Consider the following 23,408-nt stretch of genomic DNA (forward strand, 5'->3'; position numbering starts at 1 on the left):
CCATCCACAGGTGACAGATTGCTCCGTCTTTCCCGATCTCCCCATGCGAGGAAATCGATTATCCGGTATTAGCATTCGTTTCCGAATGTTATCCCGGTCCTGCAGGCAGGTTGCCTACGTGTTACTCACCCGTCCGCCGCTAAGCATCAGAGGTGCAAGCACCTCATCAACTCCGCTCGACTTGCATGTATTAGGCACGCCGCCAGCGTTCGTCCTGAGCCAGGATCAAACTCTCCATAAAAGAAGTGCTTGTTTAGCTCATTAAAAGCTGACTTACTTTAAAACATATCGCTCATTGTTCAGTTTTCAAGGAACAAGTTATTTCGTTTGCATTTCTCGTTACCGGCGTGTTTCTCGACCGGAATTAGATCATAACATGTTTCGATTTCGTTTGTCAAACACTTTTTTCAGTTAAGTATTTAACATTTCGTAATCGGCCGCCGTTTCAGTGGCGGAATTACATAATAACATACGTTGTTTACGAAAAGCAACACCTTATTTCAATCTTTTTTACGAGTAATTAACGATGAGGAAGTTACCCTTATAAATACAGAGTCATAAGTCAGATGCTAGTTCGGAACTCATTCTAAATGCGAGATTCGGCATTGTTCTATGCTTCGTCTTTTGTTCAAATGAAAATGCTATTCGGATAAGCGTCGATTCACTAAATCCCGCTCCTGCGAATGTAATGCCGAATGCTCTTCCGTTCTCTTGGAATCCAGCGGGCACAGCTATTGATGGATAACCCGCTCGCGCACATAGATCAGCACCGACATACGAAGGAAATAGAATGGCATCTAATCCATACTTATCTAAAGCATAGTCGATACCCTTGTTTTGCGAGTAATACAAATCAGTAACAGACTCTAATATGTACTTCTGACTCTTTAAGGGCTGCTTTAGCTGTGAACGGACTTCCAATGCATCTTGACCGTACTTCAATGCCTTATCGGCATTCTGCTCGTTCCATTTGGCCAACTCATTCAGACTATGGACAGGAAGATGTGCGGGAAGGCTTTGCAAATAGTGTTCAACGGAATGGGCAAACTCATGGCTCGTTTTATTGTACTCCCATTCTCTATTGAACGATGGGATTTCAATATGATCTATTACTATAGCTCCAGATTCCTTAAGAGTGCTCACGGCATCATTAAACAGCTGTTCATCATATTCGCCATTGTCGCGGTACTTCGCAAGGGGAGCACCTCTGAATACGCCTATGGCTGCCCCACATAAACCTTCCTCATCTAAAAATGCTGCGTAGTCTATACTCGATTGTGTATTCCTCCAAGTAGCAGGGTCGTCTTCATCTTTTCCTGCAAGAACACTCAATAAAATAGCAGCGTCCGTCACCGTCCTTGCCATAGGCCCAGCTGTATCCTGGGAGCAGCTCCACGGAATGATCCCTGACCGGCTAATCAAACCTACGGTTGGCTTAATACCAACAATAGCATTCTGCACGGCAGGGCTTAAAATCGAACCAGAGGTCTCCGTCCCCACTGCGACCGTAGTAAAATTCGCAGCGACGGCCGCAGCGGAGCCCGTACTTGATCCACCGGGAAAATGATCCCCGTAAGGATTTTTAGTTAGTCCCCCTATCGAGCTATATCCAGCCCACATAGTTGAAGACATGCCATTTGCCCATTCCGTCATATTTGTTTTCCCTAGAATAATGGCACCTGAGTTTCTTAGTTTCTGGACAAGAAAAGCATCCCTTGAACTTACATGGTGCTCCAAGGCCAATGCGCCTGCATTTGTATGAATTTATCTTTGGTTTCAATATTCCCCTTCAATAAAACCGGTACACCATGAAGAGGGCTTCTTGCCCCCGTTAATTTTCGTTCTTGGTCTAAGGCTTCCGCGATAAAAATCGCATCCGGATTAATTTCCATAATCGAGTTTATCAGGGGGCCGCTCTGGTCCAACATCGCAATGCGATACAAATAATGCATCACCAGCTCTCGCGAGGTAACTTCTCCACTATTGAATGCAGCCTGCAACTCCAGTATCGATGCTTCTTCGCTGTTAACATTTATCAACTCGAATATATCCTCCAAATCGAACCCCTTCTTTCGATGTCTGGACTCTTGTTCGAATCCTTTACTCTAATTATAGAATTGACTTCTGAATATAATAGATAAAGAACAGTTCCTAATCATTGTGCACATAAAAAAGGTTTGTCGGAGACATCCCAACAAACCTTGTTGTTATAGAACACTACACAACTCAAAGGGCCGAGTAGATTTCTTTTATCCTGCCCATTGCTTCCCCATCTAATGCCATAAGCTCTCTTAAGATTACCGCGCATTGTTCACTCTGCTTAAGCTCGAACTCTCTTGGTTCCGTGTACGGGTAAGTCTCCTTCAAAACTTTATACTTAGAAGCAATTTCGGTATAGGTATGAATAAGCTCATCTATTATCCCTGAATTCAAATGATCAAGGTTGCCTTTTAATTCAGTAAGAAAAGTGATCGCATGACTCCTTGCTTCAAATAAGATTTCAATAAATAAGCTGAAAAAGTACTTGTCCAGTTTATTGCTTTCCAAGGCCGATAACCACTTTTCATAAGCTTGAGAACCAACAAGGTACGACTTCCCGAACGATTGATACGACCCTTGCTCATTTAAACGAATAACGAACTCGAGTGCTTCTTTTAAAGAAGTTCTCTCATCTGCCGATTGAATGGGCTCTCCCCAGTGCAAAGAGATCAGACCGCTCGATTGATCCGTTAACGTCCCTGATGACTTGCGATCATTCACACAGTGTATACAAGGACATTGACCTAATCCTAACGAGTTCCAAGGGATTACGTCCTCACTGTTCTCGTACCCGGTATGCCAATTGTACCTGTAATAACCAATATCATCGTGTGCATAAATGACCGACGTTTGATTGCGGATATCTATATTTTTTGCAAAAACAGGCTGGCCTGCGCTAATAGCCTGTCTGGCTCTATCCCATGCCTCCGCTTGCAGACGGGTAAATTCCTCGCCCTCGGCTGTAGTGTGAAAACCTTCAATATTGAAACCTATATTGCGAGCAAGTCGATAAACCTCCGGATCGGGCGGCCCTCCATTCGGCTCGACCATATCGTCATCAAGTACATGCAAGAAGGCAAGCCCCGTCATGCCATATATTCTGGATGCGGTTACCGGAATTTGATAATAATCAGCAACTGACTTAACAGCCCCAACTACAGATGAATCCAATCCACTAAAAATATAATTCTCCAGCTTTACAGTACCATTGGCTTGAACAATCATATCCTCCTGCATAAACACACCTCCATTATGTACAATCTGGTTAATTATACCATAATTTAAAACTCCCTGTTGATCTGTCGGATGAAGTGGACAATTCCTTTTATAATATGAAAAAGCCATCCCGAGGGATGGCTATGCTTGCGCTTTTGCTTGTTCGGTCGCACTTTTGCGACGCATTGGGAAGTTCAGCAGCAGGAACCCCGCTACGAAAATCAACGTACCACCAATAATATAGATGGTAATCGGATCGCGGAAGAACAGATACGCCCACAACACCGAGAAAAATACCATGCTGTTGCCTACAAGCGCAACGATCATAAACGGTACTTTCTTGATCGCCTCTGCAAACCAGAAGAAACTCAGTCCTGTTATAACACCAAGCAGAATCAATGCTGCCCATGCCCACACCGAGACTGGGCCGATAAAACCATGCGAATAGACGGGAACTGGGGCCGCAACAAGAATGGTACTGACGAGAAAGACAGACAAGTTCATGTTTCCATTATCCATCGTCTTGAGGAGCATTCGCTGGCTTAAGACGTGTACGGCAGCTCCAATTCCAGCGAACGTGAATAACAGCGTCGTCAACCCGCTTCCCTGTGCCAGCTCATCCACGGGCGTGCCGTTCCAGCCAACCACAAGCACGCCGAGCACGCATAGTGCTGCAGCCGCCCAGCCCCGTGGCGCTATGCGTTCCTTGAATAGCCAGCTAGCAGCCAACAGCAATACAACGGTCTGGACAGGCTGCACAAGAATATTGCCGTACGAATATCCGATCTTGAGGGCGATATTCTCGAAGACATAATTGACCGCTTTGCCAGCTGCTCCGATCCAAATCCATTTCATCCCTAACCGAATCTGCACTTTGCCGTCCCTGATGAACAAATAGATGACTAAACAAATGACGCCGAAGAAAAAACGCGCAAAAGAAATAATAGCGCTGTCCACCATCGTCGCCGCTGTCTTGACGAGCACGCCGACGAAGCTCCAAGCCAACGTCGCCAGCAGGAGCAGCAAATAACTCACAGAGGTACACCTTCTTCAATCGTTTCGTTTACTAACCGACCTTCGTATTCAAGCTTACTCACTCGGATTCCGTTAATCAATAACCTTATAGCAACTTATCGTTACTTGCAGCTCAACATTTACTGATTACGCTCACTGCTGAGTACAAAAAATAAAATCGAGAGGTGATGCTTTTCCTCAGGGCACTATGAGCTTTCACTATTATTAGAACGGATGAACGGGGTCCGACAATATTCAAAGAGCAGCTGCTTCCAGCCCATCATGCTTGGCATATGTACTTGTACGAACGCTGCAATCGGCTGATTAACGAAATACTGGTGGATGATAAAGCGGGGGACCTGGGATGGTTCAGACGGCATTTGTCATTTCAGGAGTTGATGGGCTTATTATTGGAGCATAATTGGCCTTCGATCAGAGATACGGGAGATATGGGAGCCGTTGAAAGAACGATCCGTTATTTGGAGGACCACTACTCCAACCCGATAACGGTGAAGCAGCTTGCTGAGCAAGTAAAGCTTACTGCATCGCGATATAGTGCCATGTTTAAAGCCCTTACTGGAAAGAAGCCGCTGGATTACTTGAATCAGCTGCGTATCAATCGGTCCAAGGAACGGCTATTATCTGCGAACATGCCTTTACGTGAGATTGCCAGCAAGGTTGGTTTCGTCGATGAATATTACTATAATCGCCGATTTCGGCAGATTACCGGGACGACCCCAAGGCAATATGCCCAATCGGTCCTTCAGGGGCGGAATGTTCAGGATTGGACTGGCCATCGGGTTCAAGTTCCGATACAGCCGCAGCGCATTCTCTATTACGGGGAAGCCTTGGGAGACCTTCTCGCTCTGGGTGTGCGGCCAATTGGCGCGAATGTAAATACGATGCGGGATACATGGATGGAGGAAGCTGCTAAGGATATCGAAGATATTGGCATTCCGTTTAACTTGCAAAAGGCCGCAAGCTTGGAACCGGATTTGATCATCTTCTCAAGCCCGGACGAACAGCAGTATGAGCAACTGGCCAAGATCGCGCCGACAATTACCTATGATACGTTCGCGCCGCTAGAGCAAAGGCTGCCTCGCTTAGGCGAGTGGATTGGCAAGCAAACGGAAACCAACCAGTGGCTGAATGAATATATCAATCGTTTAACGGAAATGCGGCAGCAGCTTCAAGGCATGGTCCAATCGCATGAAACAGCAACGGTGTTAATCTATCATCGCGGGCGCCGTTTATTCGTCATGGGGACAGGCGGTCTGGCCGGATTGCTCTATCAGGCATCCTTATTCGGGCCAAGGCTGCTGTTCGCCAAATGCTGGACCAAGGGGAGTCGTACCGCGAAATTATGGAATCGGATTTGCCGTTGTACGCAGGAGACCGGCTATTCGTGCTGATGCCTAGCATTCGGCCGGCATATCAGGCAACGCAGGAGCTGATGGCCAGCAAGGGCTGGAAGGAACTGACCGCAGTAAGAAATGGGAAGGTACATGTGCTGGATGAGGCCAAATGGAACCTGATGGACGCTTGCACGAGAGAGCACCTAATTCGCCTGCTGCCGGCGTTATTAACGGGACAGTTATCATGAGGATGCAAAAATGCAATTCTATTGCGACATTGACATCTCCGCCGCTCTTTATGTGCCAAATACACCGCCAATGCTTTTGAGCAGCATGGCGGTGTATTTAACGTATCGATACTTTTTTATGATGATCGACTCTTACTCTTCCCCCAGAATCAATCAGCGAAGTTCAAGCCATCGAAAACCTGGTCGGATGTCATATTCAGACTGCGAATGGTATTGAAGTCGTCTACAGCAAACCATCCCTCTTGGCTGCCTTTCTGTACAAGGCACCATTCCTTATCGTCACAGGCTTTGATTACAGCCTCATCGCCCGGATGCAATGTGAATGATTCGGATTTGTTAGTCCTTGTCTTCTGCAAGGTCAGTTCAACCAGCGCTTTCACCCGAGTGTTCATTTCATATAAATCCTGCTTAATCGGCTCCCACTCATCTTGCGCAGTTAAACGGTAGGTTTGGTCATGAAACCAGGTATGTAGAATCTGCCCCCGAACCCGACTGGAGGTCACCGTACCGTCGCCCAAGAATATCAGTTGATCCCCTTTACCTTCCAGCTTTCCGACCGGTATGATTGTCTGGTCCCGATAGGCGAAGAACCACGTTGCATCATCACTACTCGGACCTGATTCAGGCACTGCAATGAGCGTTGTTTCTGGATTCAGCTTCACGAGCGCAAGCTTTCCATCCACACCAACGGCTTCTTCAACAACCACCGATGCATCGCCGAGCTTCAACGTAAATCCGTCCTGATTCTGATCTTCGCCGGAAAGAACGATATGCTCACTCACCCCATTCTGATCAACATCCGCATCGAGACTTGCCTCCCCCGCTTCTGCAGATCCACTGTCAACCGTTTCGCTTACTACATCCTGAACCACCTCATTCGTTGGTTCCGTGTTTCCGATTTCCTCATCGTCCGAGGCATTCCCACAGCCTGAAATAAGGACAGCACTAAAGATCAAAATTACGCACGCACTCCAAATCCGTTTCATCAAATCTCTCCTCGTCACCATAAATTACCAACTATTTATTTTAGACGAAATAGTTGGTAATTAGTTACCGTAGCGTTAGCCCTAGATTGAATAAAATGAAAACCACGGGCGAATAATCTTTTGGTAAGGAAACCCTTTCTAAAGGAGAGTCGTTATGACCGATAACAAACCATTTGACGAAGTCGAAAATCTCGTAAGCCTTGAAGCGCTATCTGTAATGGCCGCCGCCCTCTCGCAGGATGAGAAGGAGCCCTCCGACAATCATCACGATCATAATCTGAAGAACGAAGATCAATTGTTGGATACGCCGACTCATCAACATCGCCAGGATGACTTATCGTAGTTTCGCCCGACCTTCGCCTCGGTAAAACTCACCGTTTGGGTCGAACCCGATTCATGTCTTCTACATACCTACTACAATAGCTGCACGAGGTGCGGCTATTGGGCATGGGCCACCGAACCCATTATATAGTCGTGCAATACACCGCCATGGCGCGTGGGCCGCATGGCGATGTATTCACGATCTGCTTACGACTCTCCTCAATGGGGTTAACTGCTGAGCTCTCGAGCCTCGGCATTTATAGGCGTTACCTCAATAATATTGATGACATGACCATCAGGATCGCAAACGTCGAACATGACATGATGATTCCACGGCGAGGTCCATTCTTCGATTGGCTTTAACTTGTACCCGCTAAGCTCCAAATCTCTATACATTTCCCGTACATTGGTCGAGTTAAGGCAATAGGTATGGTAATCCAAGACTTGAACTTGTTCGGATTCAACCAAAGTCAATAGCGGCCATCCGCCATGGTCCAGAGCGAAGAAAAACGTAGCTCCGCGACCTGGATCCCAATTCTCGATTCCACGGCAATGCAGCCCTAGAGCGGAATAGAATGGAATCGAATTTTCTAGATTGGTTACACGTACGAATACTGACCCTAATGATTGCACTCCCATTTGTCTGCCTCCAATATCATGAATAGTTACTCCACTCAATAAACGACTATATGTAAGAAAACCAAACACCTTGATAGATACAAATATTCTGTTACCATCGCAGGCCGTATCCCTGCTTTGTTGATTCCCTTCTTAAATCGATAATTTCTTTATTGTGGTTGTTGATTTGTCTATTTTTCAGGGAGAAGACTTGGATATCCTTATAACGCAAAGAGGACCGAGCAGGTCACTCATCGGCAACCTGTCACAGCCCTCAAACCCGCGCCCGACGCGGCCTTTTCCGTTTCTACTCTTGCCGTAAACGGGAGCATTGTAAGTTCAATTTCTATTAGCGACGCTTTCTCGAACAATCAGCTTGTTTGGCAGCAGCACTTTGGCCGGCAGCTCGTGACGCTTGTTTAGACGATCGATTAAGAGCTGAACCGCCCAGTTGCCCATCTCGACAATCGGCATTCCCACCGTCGTCAGCATCGGAGATACATATCCGGACAGCTCGATATTGTCCATGCTAATAATCGACAGCTGCTCAGGCACCTTGATTTTGGCCTCCGTAAATCGTCGCAGCGCAGCTATTGCTGCAATGTCGGTTGCGCAAAATACCGCAGTCGGAAGCGGAGAAGCTTTCGCCAGAAGCTCCTCGGCTCCCTGGTAGCCGCCAGGACCGTTCTGCGGGCAGTTGCTCACCCATTGATCTGAGCACTCCAGTCCGTATTTGCGAAGGATATCGCAGTAGGCTTCATATCGTACCTCGTTTAACGTCTCGCCAATATATCCGATTCGTTTGTGTCCATTGGCAATCAGGTGCATCATCGCAATCTGTGTAGCTTCATACCCGTCGCAAATGACCTGATCACAGCTGGCGGAAATAACGTTGCGCCCTACATAGACCAAGTTTTTGTAATGCTTCTCGAGAAAGCTCATGCTGTCGTTACTGAAGCGGCCCAATATAATGGCGCCGTCCGTATGCGATGATTCGATTTGATCAAGCAGTGTATCGGTCTCAATATCGAATAGCGAATAAGAATGACGAACGGCATAGCCCAGCTCCAGCGCTTGCTGTTCGATGGCACGTGACATCTGCGCAAAGAAAGGGTCATCCTCCAATTGTCTGGTGCGCCCCAAGATGCACGAGATGGAAGGAGGGGACGACTTTCGAGAAGTACGTTTGCCAAGCTTGAGTTCTCTGGCATTCTGATCCGGTACATAGCCGATTTCTCTCGCACACATCCATACCCTATCGCGAACTTCTTTCGTGGCAAAGCTATTGTCAGGAGAATTCAATATGCGCGATACAGTTGAAATGGATACACCCGCCATATTTGCGATCTGCTTTAAAGTCATCCAACATACCCCACGTTTATGCTTGTTTATTGGGATATGATAGCTTGTTTTCGCGCAAAATAAAAGTAGATTTGCGCAAAGCTCACGCAAATTTGCGCGACATATTTAAGTGAAACGTTTGCGTAATCAGTTCTGGTCATCCAAATCGAAAAAACATATACTTAGATGAACATTATGCTGATTTTTCGGGTTGGGCATGTCGAATTACATCGATATATCGTGGTCAGCTGCGATTCAAATTGGCACTATAGGAGTGATACACTTGTCGCTGACACACTTAGATAAACTTGAGGCAGAGGCGATCCACATTTTCCGGGAGGTTGCCGCTGAATGTGAGCGCCCGGTCATGCTCTATTCGGTAGGTAAAGACTCATCGGTATTGCTGCATCTGGCATTGAAGGCTTTCTATCCTGAAAAGCTGCCATTCCCGCTGCTTCATGTCGATACGAGCTGGAAATTCCAAGAAATGATTCAATTCCGTGACCGCAGAGCTCAGGAGCTCGGCGTTGACCTGATTGTTCATCGCAATGAAGCCGCTATTGCGGAGGGCATCAATCCGTTCGATCACGGATCGGCATATACGGATATTATGAAGACGCAGACGCTCAAAGAAGCGCTGACGAAATATCAGTTCACCGCCGCTTTCGGAGGCGCACGCCGTGATGAAGAGAAGTCGCGCGCGAAGGAACGTATCTTCTCGTTCCGCAACGAGAAGCATGCATGGGATCCTAAGAACCAACGTCCTGAGATGTGGAAGCTGTACAACACCCGCATCAATAAGGGTGAAAGCATGCGCGTATTCCCAATCTCCAACTGGACGGAGAAGGACATCTGGCAGTATATCCAACGCGAGAACATCGAGATTGTTCCGCTGTATTTTGCAGCAGAGCGTCCGGTTGTTGAGCGTGACGGCAATCTTATAATGGTGGACGATAGTCGCATGCGGCTGCTGCCGGGAGAAACGCCAGAGATGAAGAGCGTGCGTTTCCGTACATTAGGCTGCTACCCTCTTACGGGCGGGGTTGAGTCGGAAGCGGATACGCTGGATGAGGTTATCGCAGAGACGCTGTCAGCAACGACTTCCGAACGAACAAGCCGCGTCATTGACAAGGAAGCTGCAGGCAGCATGGAGCGGCGCAAACGGGAGGGGTATTTCTAATGAGTCAGACAGCGAGCAGTCTTCTTAAATTTATAACTTGCGGCAGCGTGGACGACGGCAAGTCGACACTAATCGGTCATATTCTATACGATTCCAAAATGCTCTATGCCGACCAGGAGCAGGCTCTTATGCTGGACAGCCAGGTTGGCAGCCGCAACGGAGCGATCGACTATTCCCTGCTGCTTGACGGTCTGATGGCTGAGCGTGAACAAGGCATTACGATTGACGTTGCCTACCGTTACTTCAACACCGATCGTCGCAGCTTTATCGTTGCCGATACGCCGGGACATGAAGAATACACGCGTAACATGGCCGTCGGCGCAGCTTTCGCAGATCTCGCCATTATATTGATCGACGCCAAACAAGGCGTTCTGGTGCAAACTCGCCGCCACGCACGTATTTGCGCGTTGATGGGGATTAAGCACTTTATATTCGCAGTGAACAAAATCGACCTTGTCGGTTACGATCAACAACGTTTCCTGAGCATCTCTGAGGATATTCAGCAGCTCCGCAATGAGCTTCGTCTCGAGAATGCGGTGATCATTCCTGTCTCGGCAACAGAGGGCGACAATGTAACGAAGCGTTCTCCCAATATGGAATGGTATGACGGCCCAGCATTGCTCGAGCATCTGGAAACGGTCGACATTTCGATGGATAACACCGAGAGCGGCTTCTACATGCCGGTTCAGCGCGTAAGCCGTCCGGATCACACCTTCCGCGGCTTCCAAGGACAGATTGAGGCAGGCCAAGTTGAAGTCGGCGAGACGCTGACGATTCTGCCTAGCGGCGAGACGGCAATCGTTAAGTCGATTCATGTCGGAGATAAGAACGCAGGCAGCGCTATCGCTGGGCAGCCTGTTACGATTCAGCTTGATCGCGAAGTCGACGTTTCACGCGGCTGCGTGCTGACTAAGGATGCAGGCTTGAAAACGGCAACCACCATTACGACGACGCTCTTGTGGATGGATGAACAACAGCTCGTTCCGAGCAAGGAATACTGGATTAAGCTGGGCACGAAGATGCTGCCGGCCGTGGTGACAGATATCCACCATAAGGTAGACGTCAATAACGGCAGCTTGCTTCCGACTGCTACCGCAGTCAAGAACGAGCTCGTCAGCTGCGATATCGTAGTGTCCGAACCGCTCGTTGTCGATGAATTCCTGTCGCACAAAACGATGGGCGCACTTATTCTGATCGACCGTGTCTCCCATGCAACGGCGGCATGCGGTGTCGTTGTATCCGTAGGCAGCGAGAATCAGGATGGCGTGCTCTTGCAGGACGGCGATAACAAGCTGCAAGTCAATCTGTTCGACAACTTCTGGTATGAGCCAGACGTAAACATGGTGCTGCGTCAGAAACATCCAGCTGCTACGTATAATAAGGGAGATGCGCTGCCTCTGAACAGCGAGCAATGCGCATATCCTGCCGATTTCGATCTGCAGTCGGACGTAGGCTTCGCTAACATCCGCGGCGGCGTATTTACAGGCTTCGGCCCTCGGAATTCGCAATTGCCTTTGCTTGATGTAAGCGGAATTGAAGTAGGCAACGGCACAGCCGGAAACTTTGGCAAGTACCGTAATATTCTCGTGCGCAATAAAGGATAAGACATAGAGACGGACAAACCGATCTATGAATGATTGCGTGTGGAGACAATGACATAAAGATGCCCCCCTTGGAGATACGCCTGTGTGAACAGGTGCCTATCTGAGGGAGGCATTTTTTATATCGGAATACGCGCTGGCCCTGAAGCTCGAGCCGTCTATTTCTAAATCCACTCATGGAAATGACCGGTTACAAATTGAATCTCGCTCTCATAATGAGCCAAGTGTCCCTCATCAACCATTTTTTGAAAAGCAAGATTTCCTTCAGCAGCACCATTTCGCAGCGTATCGCACATTGTAGTCAGTCGTTGAATAATCCACTCACGCAATGAATCAGGGGCGGGAGTCCCGTACGATTCAAAAAACAAATGAATTCGTCGACGTCGCTCTGCAGCATGTAAATCCGATTGGTACGCTACCGTTGTTCCCGAAGAAGGGTCAGGTGAGAAGCTTGCAAGTGGAACCGATGTATAAAGCGAATACGCAATGTCCCACATACGCGGACCAGGTCCAGCCATGTCAAAATCAATCAGCGCTACAGGAGTCTCCTGTTGAAAGACCACATTGTACAACGCAGCGTCATTATGACATATCACTTCGTGCTCGCTATCATCAACATAACGAAGCTGCCATTCACCCTTCGTCAGGAGTGCGGATCCTTCAGTCGCATCATGAAACCGGCGTAAAAGACTTGCTACATCCACGAGCGTTGTATCCGACCACATATATGGTTTAAGCTCGGGATAATCGTTACCCGGGACTTCCCCTGATATGAACGTTAATATTTCACGATCATGCTCATCGATTCCGAGAAATCTTGGCGCTCCCTCAAAGCCTTGCTTCTCTAGATGGATAAGTAGTTCATGCACACACGGGCTCCAATAACCAGTGGGGCGAAGAACAGTATTTGCCCTGCGGACAATGTGATTAACATTTCCGCCGGTTAACACTTCTTCCTGCGTCACTATGCCTCACCCTTCTCGTTTCGGTCGTATTTGTACTGTGATCCTGTTTCACCACAATTATCAAATAGACTGCCCGTTTGTTCAATGGCCCAGTATCATTACCCTCATTGAATAGTCGAACCAAAGATCGCCACATTCTGATTGCTCAAAGCGAACTGATTCCCATTCCATGCCAAGGTGTTCAACACATAACCCAACGCATCTGCGTTATATCTCCCGGCTATCTTCTGATACGCGAGCAGCTCATAAACCTTATTCCCGTCGAAATCTACAGGATACAACCCGCTTAGCGGATTTACAAACCCGGATATAGGCTGCTTCAGCTTCCCGTTGGTCTGATAGATCTCACCAAGATACTCCTTGTCTCTACTGGAAATATCAATGATGTATTTCATCTTGTTCAACTTGCTGACAACCTCAACTTTATAATTGTCCTTGTAAGTCACCGTATATTGATAGAGGTCATTATAAGCCTTGTAGTTAAAAATGATGGTCGCAACGTTATTTAAGTACGAGTATACGAAGTGATACATGATCCCTCCGCTCCCGCCGGAATTGATGCTGACCAGAATCTGATTAACCTTGTTCCCGGTAAAGTCGCCTAGGAAAAGGGACGGACTATATCCCGCATTATCCTGTAATCGCGTATGGGTTACTCTGCCGCTGCTTCCGTCTTGCACGACCAATGTGATTTGTTGAACAAACGGACTGTCTGCGGTCCGAACCCCTGTAAGATATACGTTGTCGGATACCCCATCTCCCGTCACATCACCCTGCGCAGACGCTACGATACTCGGTTGGCTCTTTACTAGCCCACGATAATAATGATAACTCATCCCGTTATCTCCCTTGTATAAAGACCCTGGATTTTAACACTCGTTCTTAGGATATGGGCATTCGGTGCATAGAGTTACTGTGAATGAGAATGACAAGTCCAGTCCGTTTTGAGTCCATAATAAAAAATACATCGCGAGGGCGCGTGGGCCGCATGGCGATGTATTTAGTGATTAAATACTTTTATTTCATTGAAGTGTCGCAATAACTAATCACTCTCACCCCAACCATAGTATGACCCCTGATCTTAACAGTTTTACTCGGACTTAAGAGCCATCTTTTCACGTAGTGCTGTCCTACGTCCATTGCGATACATGGATTCAAACACTATAACCGCAGCAATCACTACAAGCAGTTTCCCAATATAGGTGAGTGCAACTAAAATGCTCTCGTTGGCTAGTTGCGATGCTTGTACAGCTGATTGTGCAAGTCGTACATTAATATCATACTGTGTGATAAGATCCGAAAATTTCTGAAAATAGTAAAGAAAGAAGCCGATAACAATAACCCTAATAATCCACATGATCATAACAGAAAAAGCATTTCCGATTTCTCTTAGCATATACCCTCACGTCCATCTCAAAGAAGTTATTCCAATTGTAAGATTATTAATTCGAGGTTTCTATGTAATATATGGATAACTAAAACTTTATTTCGGTGCCCTGATACAAGCAATTGACTGCGAGATTCGTTCGAAAATACATCGTGGTATCCCCTGAATACCCATCCGACGTACTGCTGCCTTCGAATCAATCCGCCAGCGATTTATTCACCTAATCTCATATAGGTCTATCAACGTTTCGACCCACATGATCATGGACAGATGGGCTGTGGTTGTGAGGATATAAGAAGTATGAACCTACACCCTTTATGATCAGAATGTAATCACATTCGAACCCGTGTTGACTTCAACAAATAAGCCGCCATGGCCCTCGGGCTACATGGCGACTTATTTGTTGTGTACATACTGTTATACTTTGCTCGGTTTCTCTATGTCCCCCACAGCAATCGGATTCTCACTATACGAAATCCAATCACTCCAATTGAAGATGTGCTTCTAGGGAGCCATCAGAGCATACATCGGGGGAATCAGAAGAACCGTCCGTGGCTGGCACTCCCACTTTGTATCGTCAGGATCATTGTATCAAACGGAAGCAAGCGGTGAGTCAGGATCCTGGTTCAGGGAAAGCCATGGTTGGAATGAAGAAGCGTTTGAGCCATTGGTTCGCAGATCGGAGAAGGCGGCGCAGCATATAACTCTCCGCATGAAGATGCCACCCTAAAATATAACAAAAATAAAAAGAAATGAGCAGACCATCATAAAAAAGCATCTGCTTTCTTAGTTAGTGGAAGTGTTACCTTTCGGACGAGGACTTCATCGATTGTTGCCATTGGTTGCATTGACTATCGAGACTGTAAACCAACCTACCCCAGTCGAGGCTACAACAACACAACTAACATAAATACAAAAGGCGAACCACATCTGTGCACCTTTTATTTGATACTAATCATCAAATATCCACAAGAAAACCATTATAAACATACTCAATTGTATTTTGTGTATAATATCCCTCTAGCATTTGAGTTTCTACAAAGTTATAGGCTCTTATATGACTCTCAAACATATCTTTTCTGTTTTGAGAAATTGTAATAATCGGCTTTCTTGTACCTAAAAATTCAAAACATTTCTCAAACAATTCAGTCCCTATCCCCAAATTCCGGAAATCTTCATGCACTCGGAATGTACAGATCTTTTTTTCTTGTGCTCTCCTCTTGAGAATTGCAATTCCTGTTAAAACAACCTTATGAGCACTTTGTGAAAATACAATTATTATCTCGCGCTCACCTTTTTTTCGCTCCACTTCAGGTATTACTACGCTATAAAACCAGTTCTCAAACTGTGGGTAACTTTCAGAGAGATCTTTCAAATAGTTGTACAACTTATCCTTTGCCTTCTCACCAACCTCATTTAGCATATAGCGTCGCAGCACTTCTGGTTCAATCTCTGATAGATTTATGAATATGTTCTTTAACTCTCTCGTATACAATGTTTATCTCCCCTAATTGTTACAGGTTATAAACCGATTAGTTTTGAAATCCAATTCCCTAAAACTCCTGCAGCAGCACCTAACAATAGTACCCCTAATATATAAATAGTCAGTATTAAATTGGTGGATTTTTGGTACTGGAATCTCGATAAGTCGGAAAAACTTTCAATGTATCTTGACACTTCGAATCTTTTACTATCACTATTATATATTTTTTCAGCCTTACTTTTTATGTGATATGCAATAATGTTATGATCAGCATTATCTATATAGCTTTTCCATAAATCGTTTTCTAACATTCTACTATTTATCTCTTTGCCATAGTGAATAATCATATCATTCGCATCTCGTAATATTAAATAATGAATAGCTAGTAATCCAAACTTGTTTCCTTTATGGAATTGTTCTCTCAACTCTTCACTACAACTTCGAACATCATTTAATCTAAAATCAATCACTTCTGTACTTGTAAATTGGTTACTAAATATACTAACTCCTTTTATCGCATCATTTATAAGTGCAATTTGTTCTTTTTCAACCTGTATCCTTATTCTGAAATAATACCTGTTGATTTTATTCGGAACAATCGATTTTGTTTTAATCTCTATTATTGTGCCAGTAGATGTACTGTTCCTCTTGCACGCCCTTAGCTTTATTTGACTTTCAAGCTCCAGTGCATATATTGCAAAGGCAGGTTTCTCATCCGTTCCATTTACAATTAGTTTCTTCGGTTCTCCATCTGTCGTGGTGTAATTCTCATTAAAAATAGCATTCACTAACTGATTATTGGATATTAATCCCCCAAGGTCTCTTATATGTTCCTTTTTTAGCGTAAATGGTGCATATAGATAAATACAGTCAATTTCACTGATGTCTTCAACTAATAGTCCAATATCAAAGCAGTACTGCTTTTTTCCATGTACAACTTTATCCCATAGATTTATATGAACCGTCGCTTCTTTCCTTGGCTCTGCTGAATTTGCAGAGTACCATAATGCAAAGCTTCTCATCTTAGCATCCCTTTCGTTTGATATAGGGAGTAACCTCTTTACTATAGTTATATACAATATATTACATACATAATTCAAAGTAAATTCAACTGTTCAAATAGTGAATGTTAGTTTAAAGAGAACTATCTCTCGCTATCGCAAAAGGACTTTAAGGAATTATTCACCCTACTTGTGGTACGGATCGACTCAACGGGTCTATCGGCGAAAAATACTAAAGGAGCAGTGCCCACGGCATGCTCCTTTAGTTTTGAGTGCAGTATATTATATGGATTTTCCGGTAACAATACTACGCCTAGCTTCCCTAGTACATGCGAATCGGAAAAATTAAAATTGCTAACTCTTATTTATCTTCATTATTTTGAAGCTTTTTTATTGCCTTGTTAGTGTTTCTCAGTTCTTTTTTTAGCTAATCACTTTGTTATAAGTTTTAACCTCAAAAGAACTTCGGTAACCTACCCTCCTAATTAGCCCCTCATCAATTTTAATCAGGAGTGCTAACAAATCACTTTTTATACTTTCTTTTATACCTTCGTGGACTATTAATTTAAAAATTTCTTGTTTTGTATTATTAAGACTCTTAATAACTTCTATAACATCAGCTTCTGTTAATGTAATACATTCATCTTCTTTTTCTTGCATTTCCAAGAACCCCCACATAATTAATTGTTTACCTAACCCGTCTTCACTATTGTCCTCTTCATCAATAAACTTTACTGATTGTCCCAGAAGTCATACAGGTGAAAGAATAAAACCATTCATTAAAACAACAAGGGGAACGTCATAATAAACGCTCCCCATTATATGTTATACAATTATCATCCTGGAAAAATTTATAAATATTCACAAATCCATTAAACCTCATAATAACGAGCCAGCGTATAAATCTCCACAATCGTCATTCTTTGTTCCTCTTTTTTTGATAGTTATCGTCAATATAAAAAAATGACTGTGGTGCAGTAAAGGAGTCACTTAAAGTTTTGGGATCAATTGGTTCTTTATAACGTGTTAAATAGCCGATTTTTATTGCATACGCTTCATCTTTACTTTTAAAGTACTCATTATAAAAGCCATATGATATCCCTGAAAAATCATTTGTAGCTTCCCAAATCTTTTCTGGTTCACCACATAAGATATCCTCAATTTGAAATTCCCCAACAATCATACCTTCTGGCATTGTTGAGTAAATAATCACCTTATCAACTTTTTGCTTGAAGATTGATTTTCTATACTCATACCGCTTCTCTTTGGTGAATATCTTTTCCACAAATTCGGGTTTAATCGATAATAATACGTTCACTTATACCACCTTCTTCGATTATATTTCTAAACTGACCGTCGGTCAGTTCAAAAAATGACCATCTCATTTGCCGATCTCCAATTCGAAGATTATCAATTAACTTTTGGCGAATAAGTCTCCTACTTAACGCTGCATTGTATGTCATTTTAACAGTGAAGCATTTACCTTTCCTATACCATAGCTCTAAGTCTGAACGGTCAAAGATGCTATATTTCGTGGCATAAGTATAGAACTCCTCAAAATCAGCAAATTCGTTCTGACTTTTTACTTCTTCAACAACGCAGACCGAAGTTACTACGGAAGAATATTCTGCAGTTTTCCCTTTATCTGCTGTTCGATACATTACAAATATATCCCCACGAGAAGCTCTATTAACAGGCATTCTCGTAACATATATTTTATGAATAGAATTTGTATAGGACACGTCTTCAAGTATGTCTACACTCTCATTGTTAAGAATTGAATCTGGAAACATACTGGAGTGATATTCCGGGTATATTGCAAGAATATATTTATCTGCATCATAGGTAGAAATCAAAGGATAATTTAATATTATATCATTTTTATCTTCATTCAGGTTCTTAACTAAAACGAGTTCTTGACCATTCTGTGTATCTTTAGTTCCATGTAGAGTAAAACCATACTTTTTAAATAAGTTAACTAAAGTTTGATGTTTATCGAAAACGGTAACGTAACAAACATCAACATCCTCCACTAAAGCATGATCCAGCGCTTTTTTTATAAAACGTTCACCGAGTCTTGTTTTATGCGGATTAATTTTCATTGTTCCAATCTTCAGCGCTTTATTACACTCAATATGAGGAGTAATATCTTTTATTGTTCCGCTTTCGATTTTGAAGTATAGGAAGCCTTCGACCTTGCAATCTTTATGCAAAAGATATGCTTCTTCACTGTTCTTACGTTTAAACCAGTCTTCAAACTCCGAATAATCTGATTTTAACGAGTCAAAGAATGAATCACTTAGGTCAATTTCACTAAACTTTTTCTTTACAAGATAGCCTTCCATGTTATACCCCTCCATTACTTTCAATATATTTCGAAATAAACTGATACGCTTGGGGAATATCAAATGGAAACTCTAATTCTAAAAGCGGCACCCCTAAAGCTTTGCATAATCCTCTAGAGTATTCAATTTCTTGTACTTGAAGATCATTCAACAATTGCATATCATAATGTCTACCATCTCTATCCATCAACCTTTTATGAATTTCTGAAACAGAGTCCTTTAAAACTAAGAGAGCGGACGGTGAGATCTCCCGAAAGATAATTTCAGGAATCCTACTAATTTGGCCTTCACTTGTTAACAAGCAAAAGTGACCGTCCAACATAATATGTAGGTCCACCTCTAGCTCTGATAAAGCCATAACTAGATAATTTTGATTGGACTCAACCTGCTTTACATACTTAATGGTTGAAGAATTATCTTTCTTCTTTTTCCGAATTAGTTCACTAGCTGAATAATGGGGGATATTATAATTTTGAGATATGTGATTACAAAAATGCGTCTTTCCTACACCATGTATTCCCCCGATAAATACAAGCCTTCTCACAAACTCTACCCCCCACCAATATTTCCACTATCTTACTATATATATAACAAACAGACCATATGGGATTTGAAGCTATCGATGTTATTAATCCCATATTTCCACAATACTTATGATACAGTTACGCACAATTCATCTATAAGTTTGCACTGTTGACTCATCGTTGATTTGCCGCAAATAATCTTTTACATGTTGGCCTTGCTAAATAGGTATGTTCGAAAAATGGTTATGAGGTTATAAGAAGTATAGACCCACACTCTTGATGATCACACAGTGTAAACACTTTCTACAACCGATTGTTGACTCCGTGTTGACTTCTAGGCATAAAAAAACATCGCTGGGGTATGTGGACCCCATGGCGATGTATTCAAAGTTGAAGTGCTACTATACGCCTTTCGGTTATTCCCCGTCTCTCGTCGCCACCGGATTCCCCTCATAACTAATCCAATCACTCCAACTGCCCGCATACAGCCTCACCCGTGTATAGCCCGCTTCCTCCAGCGCCATCACGTTCGGCGTTGCCGTCACGCCCGAACCGCAGTAGACAATGATCTCGTCGGCCTTCGCCAGTCCTGCCTGCTCAAACCGTGCAGCATGCTGCTCCGGCGACTTCCACGTACCATCCGCCGTACGGCCTTCGCCCCAGAACAGATTCATTGCGCCTGGAATGTGGCCGGCCTTCTTGTCGATCGGCTCGACTTCACCGCGGTAGCGTGCGCCGTCGCGTGAATCGATCAGCTTCACTCCGTCCTCCTCGAGCTTCTCACGAACCTCGTCCATCTCGATCAGCTTGCTGTGCTGCACCTCCGCCAAGAACTGCTTCGGAGCAGGCGTAGGAATCTCTGCTGATACGGGATTACCCACGTTTACCCATGCCGAGAAGCTCTCGTCCAACACGTAGACCTTCTCATGGCCGAGATACTTCAGCAGCCACCATAGGCGGGAAGCCATTGCTCCTCCTTGATCGTCGTATGCGACGACTACCGTGTCGTTACCAATACCCGCCCGGCTCAGCGTGCCCGTCAACTGAGCAGCGTCTGGCAGCGGATGACGTCCGCCTTCGCCGTCTGGATCGAGCGGTCCGGATAGATCCTTCTCCAGATCGAGATAGATCGCACCTGGAATATGCGACTCCTCATATGCCTCGCGTCCTGCGTCAGGCTTGCCCAGCTGGAATCGGCAATCTACAATTGCTAAGCTATCATCGCCTAGATGAGCTTGCAGCTCTGTTTGAGGTAAAACGTTCACGTCTAACCAACCACCTTCACAAATTTTCTTCAGCTCATATTTCTAATTGCGCCTCGTCACTATATGTACACCTTGTACCTACCGTACTGCACCACGATCGATTTGGCAACTGTCCTATCGGAACGCCACCACACGCCTTCTCTAGTCCATCTCCAGCCCAATTCGCTCGCGCTCGAACAGCCCTGCCGCGAATCCGCGCGTCAACACAATCGCCTTCTCCAAGGCCAATGTCGTCCCGACCCAAGGATGCTTCGTTCCAAACGTATGATCCACTTCTAGTAGCAGCACGTATCGGTGCTGGGGCGCTTCTTCCTGCAACCGATGGTAGCCCTCGACCAGTCTTGGAGTATCGGCATCCCCCTGCACGAATAACGCTGGCATCTGCAGCGAAGCTGCCCGCTTTACAATATGATATCGCTCCTGATTGAGCGTCAAATCTTCAAAGAACGACGCCGCGATCGGCATCTGCTGCTTCGTCCGTGCATTGGCCACATAGCCAACGCCATCCTCCAGTACCTGCTCACGGAACTCATCCGAGAACAGATTGCAATCTGCAATCCCGTTCCATGACACGATGCCCTTTACATCCTCCGGATACTCCGCCGCATACAGCACGCAGTCGCCACCGCCCCGGCTGTGACCAACCAGCATCACGCGGTCCGCATCCATCTCCTGACTCAGCGGCATTCTTCCGTCCTGAATCGCACCGATCACTACACCTAAATCCCGCAGCTCCAACGTATGCGTATTTCGCGCAAACTTATCTAGCTCATCGAATTCGGTGCCGCCAGCTCCTACCCCATTGTGCGAGAAATTGAACGTCACAACCGCATACTCCTGACCCGCCAGACGCTGTGCCACGTACGGGAACATGCCCCAATCTTTGAAGCCTTTGAAGCCATGAATGAGGACAATGACCGGCTTACGTTCCCCATCCGCATATACGCGAACATCCCCCCGCAGCATAATCCCCGGCTCCAGCTCCCAAGCGAACGTTTCGTGCATCATACTCATGGACGCCCACTCCTTCTATGTATTGTGACCCAGTCAGTCCGTGTGTTCCTCAAGTGTTCATCCATCATAGCATTTATCACCAGCTACCAGATAGGCTATCAACGACCTACATCGCGCGCACTACCCTTTACCTGTTCCGACATAAAATAAAGCGCAAGCACTGTTCGCTCGAACAATGCCTGCGCTTCTTCGCTGTTCAATCCCAAATTTCGTGCTTATGGTGTCGTTACCGCGGTCGGTTCCGGCTCGCCGTCCATCCGGCGCTTGCCGGCAGCCGCCATGAAGGCGAATGCGAGCAGCATGAGCAGTGCCAATCCGGCGATCAGCCACATCGTTCTCGTCGTGCCATAGCTGTCCATCAACCAGCCCGCCACACGTGGGAAAATAGCTCCGCCAATACCGCCAGCAGCAACCATCAAGCTCGTTGTGCGTTCCGTCAGCCCTTGAATACGGCTATTCGCGTAGACCAAGCCGACAGCGAACATACCGGACATCACGAGGCCGGCTATACACGTCCACACGACGAGCCAGCTGAACGACATGGTCATCGCCGATACGGCGAAAATAATCACTGTTCCGATACACGAAGCCATCAGGTAGACAGGATAGCTGATCCGGTCCGCGAGCCTTCCGGCGAACAACCGCCCAATGACCATGAACAGCCAGAACAAGCTGAGCACGGACGCCGCATTCGTCTCCTCCGCACCGGTACGCTGCATCAGGAAGGATGCGAGATAGTTGGAGAAACTCATTTCAAGCCCTACATAAATTAAGAAATACAGAATTCCGCCGAACAGAAAAGGCATCATATACCGCTGATACTTCGGCTTTGCAACAGGCATCTTGGCCCCTGCCGCTGTACGAGCCTCTGTCGAACGCGATTGCCAGCCAATCTGATCATCCGCCTTGCCGAACGAGACGGTGAGCCACAGCAGCATCGTCACACCCGCGATCGCGGTGAGCAGCGGGAATGTCAGCTGCCAGTAACCAAGGTGAATGAGGTACGCTGCACCAAGCGGCATTACAAGCGCCCCTACACCGAAGAACACTTCCAGGAATGACATCGATGAAGCTTTGCTGCTCTCATCGGACAGGTCGATAATCGTCGCGCCGACGATTGCTTCCGCCATACCGAACCCGACTCCTGCGAGCGGAGCGATGACCAGCATGAGTCCCCATGGCGGCAGCATGCTGTAAGCAGCTTGAGCAACGGTCAAACAACCGAATGCGATGACGAGCGTGCTTCTTTTGCCGATACGGGCTGTTATCAAAGGAGCGGCCAACACGCCGAGCAAATAGCCGACGAATTGATCCGAGATCCACAGACTGCCCTCTTTATAGTCCAAGTCGTAATATGCGATAATCGGCTCCAATACTGCACCAGTAAGAACCATAGCTAAACCTATGAGAAAATAGGACAGACTGCCAATGGCGATCAGTTTGCGCATAGAAGCTCCTTAAGTGTCAGGCTGGATTGCGTTACAATTTACAATGTTATCATCATA

Annotated in this window: 22 protein-coding genes, 1 rRNA gene and 1 pseudogene; 5 read left to right on the top strand and 19 right to left on the bottom strand. The window is 45.6% G+C overall.

What is annotated here, in order from left to right; translation table 11 throughout:
• The 4 genes and pseudogenes from DFQ01_RS21030 to DFQ01_RS21045 form a co-directional block, all read right to left on the bottom strand.
• Positions 1-241, bottom strand: a 16S ribosomal RNA gene (locus DFQ01_RS21030); the annotation flags it as partial.
• 314 nt (positions 242-555) lie between these two features.
• Positions 556-2,057, bottom strand: a pseudogene (locus tag DFQ01_RS21035) (amidase family protein).
• 169 nt (positions 2,058-2,226) lie between these two features.
• Positions 2,227-3,276, bottom strand: coding sequence for a cysteine peptidase family C39 domain-containing protein (locus DFQ01_RS21040; protein ID WP_110045889.1), 1,050 nt, complete (start codon positions 3,274-3,276; stop codon positions 2,227-2,229).
• A 120-nt stretch (positions 3,277-3,396) separates the two neighbouring features.
• Positions 3,397-4,290 (bottom strand): DMT family transporter, encoded by an 894-nt coding sequence (locus tag DFQ01_RS21045; RefSeq protein WP_110045890.1) that lies wholly within the window; start codon positions 4,288-4,290, stop codon positions 3,397-3,399.
• A gap of 389 nt (positions 4,291-4,679) precedes the next feature.
• Here DFQ01_RS21045 and DFQ01_RS21050 point away from each other — a divergent pair, with 389 nt between their 5' ends.
• A complete protein-coding gene (locus DFQ01_RS21050; protein ID WP_181394749.1) occupies positions 4,680-5,681 on the top strand; it encodes a helix-turn-helix domain-containing protein in 1,002 nt (333 codons plus the stop codon).
• Complete coding sequence (locus DFQ01_RS21055; protein WP_110045892.1) at positions 5,675-5,872, top strand: hypothetical protein; 198 nt, start codon at positions 5,675-5,677, stop codon at positions 5,870-5,872. The genes DFQ01_RS21050 and DFQ01_RS21055 overlap by 7 nt, the downstream gene beginning before the upstream one ends.
• Positions 5,873-6,021: 149 nt before the next feature.
• Here the strand turns inward: DFQ01_RS21055 and DFQ01_RS21060 are convergent, their stop codons facing one another.
• Positions 6,022-6,858: a hypothetical protein gene (locus tag DFQ01_RS21060; protein ID WP_110045893.1), complete on the bottom strand. Its 837-nt coding sequence runs from the start codon at positions 6,856-6,858 to the stop codon at positions 6,022-6,024.
• Between the two features lie 154 nt (positions 6,859-7,012).
• Between DFQ01_RS21060 and DFQ01_RS21065 the strand changes: the two genes are divergently transcribed.
• Complete coding sequence (locus tag DFQ01_RS21065; protein WP_110045894.1) at positions 7,013-7,201, top strand: hypothetical protein; 189 nt, start codon at positions 7,013-7,015, stop codon at positions 7,199-7,201.
• A 206-nt stretch (positions 7,202-7,407) separates the two neighbouring features.
• Here the strand turns inward: DFQ01_RS21065 and DFQ01_RS21070 are convergent, their stop codons facing one another.
• Positions 7,408-7,818 carry a VOC family protein gene (locus DFQ01_RS21070; RefSeq protein WP_110045895.1) on the bottom strand — a complete coding sequence of 137 codons (411 nt, stop codon included), beginning with the start codon at positions 7,816-7,818 and terminating at the stop codon, positions 7,408-7,410.
• 318 nt (positions 7,819-8,136) lie between these two features.
• On the bottom strand, positions 8,137-9,159 hold the full coding sequence (locus DFQ01_RS21075) for a LacI family DNA-binding transcriptional regulator (protein WP_110045896.1): 1,023 nt from the start codon (positions 9,157-9,159) through the stop codon (positions 8,137-8,139).
• Positions 9,160-9,421: 262 nt separating this feature from the next.
• Here DFQ01_RS21075 and cysD point away from each other — a divergent pair, with 262 nt between their 5' ends.
• Positions 9,422-10,318, top strand: coding sequence for a sulfate adenylyltransferase subunit CysD (cysD, locus tag DFQ01_RS21080; RefSeq protein WP_245946818.1), 897 nt, complete (start codon positions 9,422-9,424; stop codon positions 10,316-10,318).
• Complete coding sequence (locus tag DFQ01_RS21085; protein ID WP_110045897.1) at positions 10,318-11,922, top strand: sulfate adenylyltransferase subunit 1; 1,605 nt, start codon at positions 10,318-10,320, stop codon at positions 11,920-11,922. The genes cysD and DFQ01_RS21085 overlap by 1 nt, the downstream gene beginning before the upstream one ends.
• A 161-nt stretch (positions 11,923-12,083) precedes the next feature.
• Here the strand turns inward: DFQ01_RS21085 and DFQ01_RS21090 are convergent, their stop codons facing one another.
• The 12 genes from DFQ01_RS21090 to DFQ01_RS21145 form a co-directional block, all read right to left on the bottom strand.
• Positions 12,084-12,884 (bottom strand): aminoglycoside phosphotransferase family protein, encoded by an 801-nt coding sequence (locus DFQ01_RS21090; RefSeq protein ID WP_425452426.1) that lies wholly within the window; start codon positions 12,882-12,884, stop codon positions 12,084-12,086.
• A 104-nt stretch (positions 12,885-12,988) separates the two neighbouring features.
• Complete coding sequence (locus tag DFQ01_RS21095; protein ID WP_110045899.1) at positions 12,989-13,720, bottom strand: spore coat protein; 732 nt, start codon at positions 13,718-13,720, stop codon at positions 12,989-12,991.
• A gap of 254 nt (positions 13,721-13,974) precedes the next feature.
• Positions 13,975-14,280, bottom strand: coding sequence for a hypothetical protein (locus DFQ01_RS21100; protein ID WP_110045900.1), 306 nt, complete (start codon positions 14,278-14,280; stop codon positions 13,975-13,977).
• A gap of 949 nt (positions 14,281-15,229) precedes the next feature.
• The gene (locus tag DFQ01_RS21105; RefSeq protein WP_110045901.1) at positions 15,230-15,766 is read right to left on the bottom strand and encodes a GNAT family N-acetyltransferase; all 537 of its coding nucleotides are present in this window, start codon (positions 15,764-15,766) and stop codon (positions 15,230-15,232) included.
• Positions 15,767-15,792: 26 nt separating this feature from the next.
• Positions 15,793-16,776 (bottom strand): hypothetical protein, encoded by a 984-nt coding sequence (locus DFQ01_RS21110; RefSeq protein ID WP_110045902.1) that lies wholly within the window; start codon positions 16,774-16,776, stop codon positions 15,793-15,795.
• 402 nt (positions 16,777-17,178) lie between these two features.
• Positions 17,179-17,415, bottom strand: coding sequence for a hypothetical protein (locus tag DFQ01_RS21115; RefSeq protein WP_110045903.1), 237 nt, complete (start codon positions 17,413-17,415; stop codon positions 17,179-17,181).
• Between the two features lie 256 nt (positions 17,416-17,671).
• Positions 17,672-18,073: an ASCH domain-containing protein gene (locus tag DFQ01_RS21120; protein ID WP_110045904.1), complete on the bottom strand. Its 402-nt coding sequence runs from the start codon at positions 18,071-18,073 to the stop codon at positions 17,672-17,674.
• Positions 18,051-19,100 (bottom strand): N-acetyltransferase, encoded by a 1,050-nt coding sequence (locus DFQ01_RS21125; protein WP_110045905.1) that lies wholly within the window; start codon positions 19,098-19,100, stop codon positions 18,051-18,053. The genes DFQ01_RS21120 and DFQ01_RS21125 overlap by 23 nt, the downstream gene beginning before the upstream one ends.
• Before the next feature lies 1 nt (position 19,101).
• The gene (locus tag DFQ01_RS21130; RefSeq protein WP_110045906.1) at positions 19,102-19,644 is read right to left on the bottom strand and encodes an ATP-binding protein; all 543 of its coding nucleotides are present in this window, start codon (positions 19,642-19,644) and stop codon (positions 19,102-19,104) included.
• 396 nt (positions 19,645-20,040) lie between these two features.
• Positions 20,041-20,889, bottom strand: a complete 849-nt coding sequence (locus tag DFQ01_RS21135; RefSeq protein ID WP_110045907.1) for a sulfurtransferase — start codon at positions 20,887-20,889, stop codon at positions 20,041-20,043.
• Between the two features lie 141 nt (positions 20,890-21,030).
• Positions 21,031-21,903, bottom strand: coding sequence for an alpha/beta hydrolase family protein (locus DFQ01_RS21140; protein WP_174812914.1), 873 nt, complete (start codon positions 21,901-21,903; stop codon positions 21,031-21,033).
• A 215-nt stretch (positions 21,904-22,118) separates the two neighbouring features.
• A complete protein-coding gene (locus DFQ01_RS21145; protein ID WP_110045908.1) occupies positions 22,119-23,351 on the bottom strand; it encodes an MFS transporter in 1,233 nt (410 codons plus the stop codon).
• Positions 23,352-23,408 lie beyond the last annotated feature (57 nt).

The sequence above is a fragment of the Paenibacillus cellulosilyticus genome, from assembly GCF_003182255.1.
Taxonomy (GTDB): Bacteria; Bacillota; Bacilli; order Paenibacillales; family Paenibacillaceae; genus Paenibacillus_T; species Paenibacillus_T cellulosilyticus.

Coding starts and splice junctions, on each gene's coding strand:
- DFQ01_RS21040 (WP_110045889.1), bottom strand. CDS start 3,276: ATGCAGGAGGATATGATTGTTCAAGCCAATGGTACTGTAAAGCTGGAG.
- DFQ01_RS21060 (WP_110045893.1), bottom strand. CDS start 6,858: ATGAAACGGATTTGGAGTGCGTGCGTAATTTTGATCTTTAGTGCTGTC.
- DFQ01_RS21065 (WP_110045894.1), top strand. CDS start 7,013: ATGACCGATAACAAACCATTTGACGAAGTCGAAAATCTCGTAAGCCTT.
- DFQ01_RS21070 (WP_110045895.1), bottom strand. CDS start 7,818: ATGGGAGTGCAATCATTAGGGTCAGTATTCGTACGTGTAACCAATCTA.
- DFQ01_RS21075 (WP_110045896.1), bottom strand. CDS start 9,159: ATGACTTTAAAGCAGATCGCAAATATGGCGGGTGTATCCATTTCAACT.
- DFQ01_RS21085 (WP_110045897.1), top strand. CDS start 10,318: ATGAGTCAGACAGCGAGCAGTCTTCTTAAATTTATAACTTGCGGCAGC.
- DFQ01_RS21095 (WP_110045899.1), bottom strand. CDS start 13,720: ATGAGTTATCATTATTATCGTGGGCTAGTAAAGAGCCAACCGAGTATC.
- DFQ01_RS21100 (WP_110045900.1), bottom strand. CDS start 14,280: ATGCTAAGAGAAATCGGAAATGCTTTTTCTGTTATGATCATGTGGATT.
- DFQ01_RS21110 (WP_110045902.1), bottom strand. CDS start 16,776: ATGAGAAGCTTTGCATTATGGTACTCTGCAAATTCAGCAGAGCCAAGG.
- DFQ01_RS21115 (WP_110045903.1), bottom strand. CDS start 17,415: ATGCAAGAAAAAGAAGATGAATGTATTACATTAACAGAAGCTGATGTT.
- DFQ01_RS21125 (WP_110045905.1), bottom strand. CDS start 19,100: ATGGAAGGCTATCTTGTAAAGAAAAAGTTTAGTGAAATTGACCTAAGT.
- DFQ01_RS21140 (WP_174812914.1), bottom strand. CDS start 21,903: ATGAGTATGATGCACGAAACGTTCGCTTGGGAGCTGGAGCCGGGGATT.
- DFQ01_RS21145 (WP_110045908.1), bottom strand. CDS start 23,351: ATGCGCAAACTGATCGCCATTGGCAGTCTGTCCTATTTTCTCATAGGT.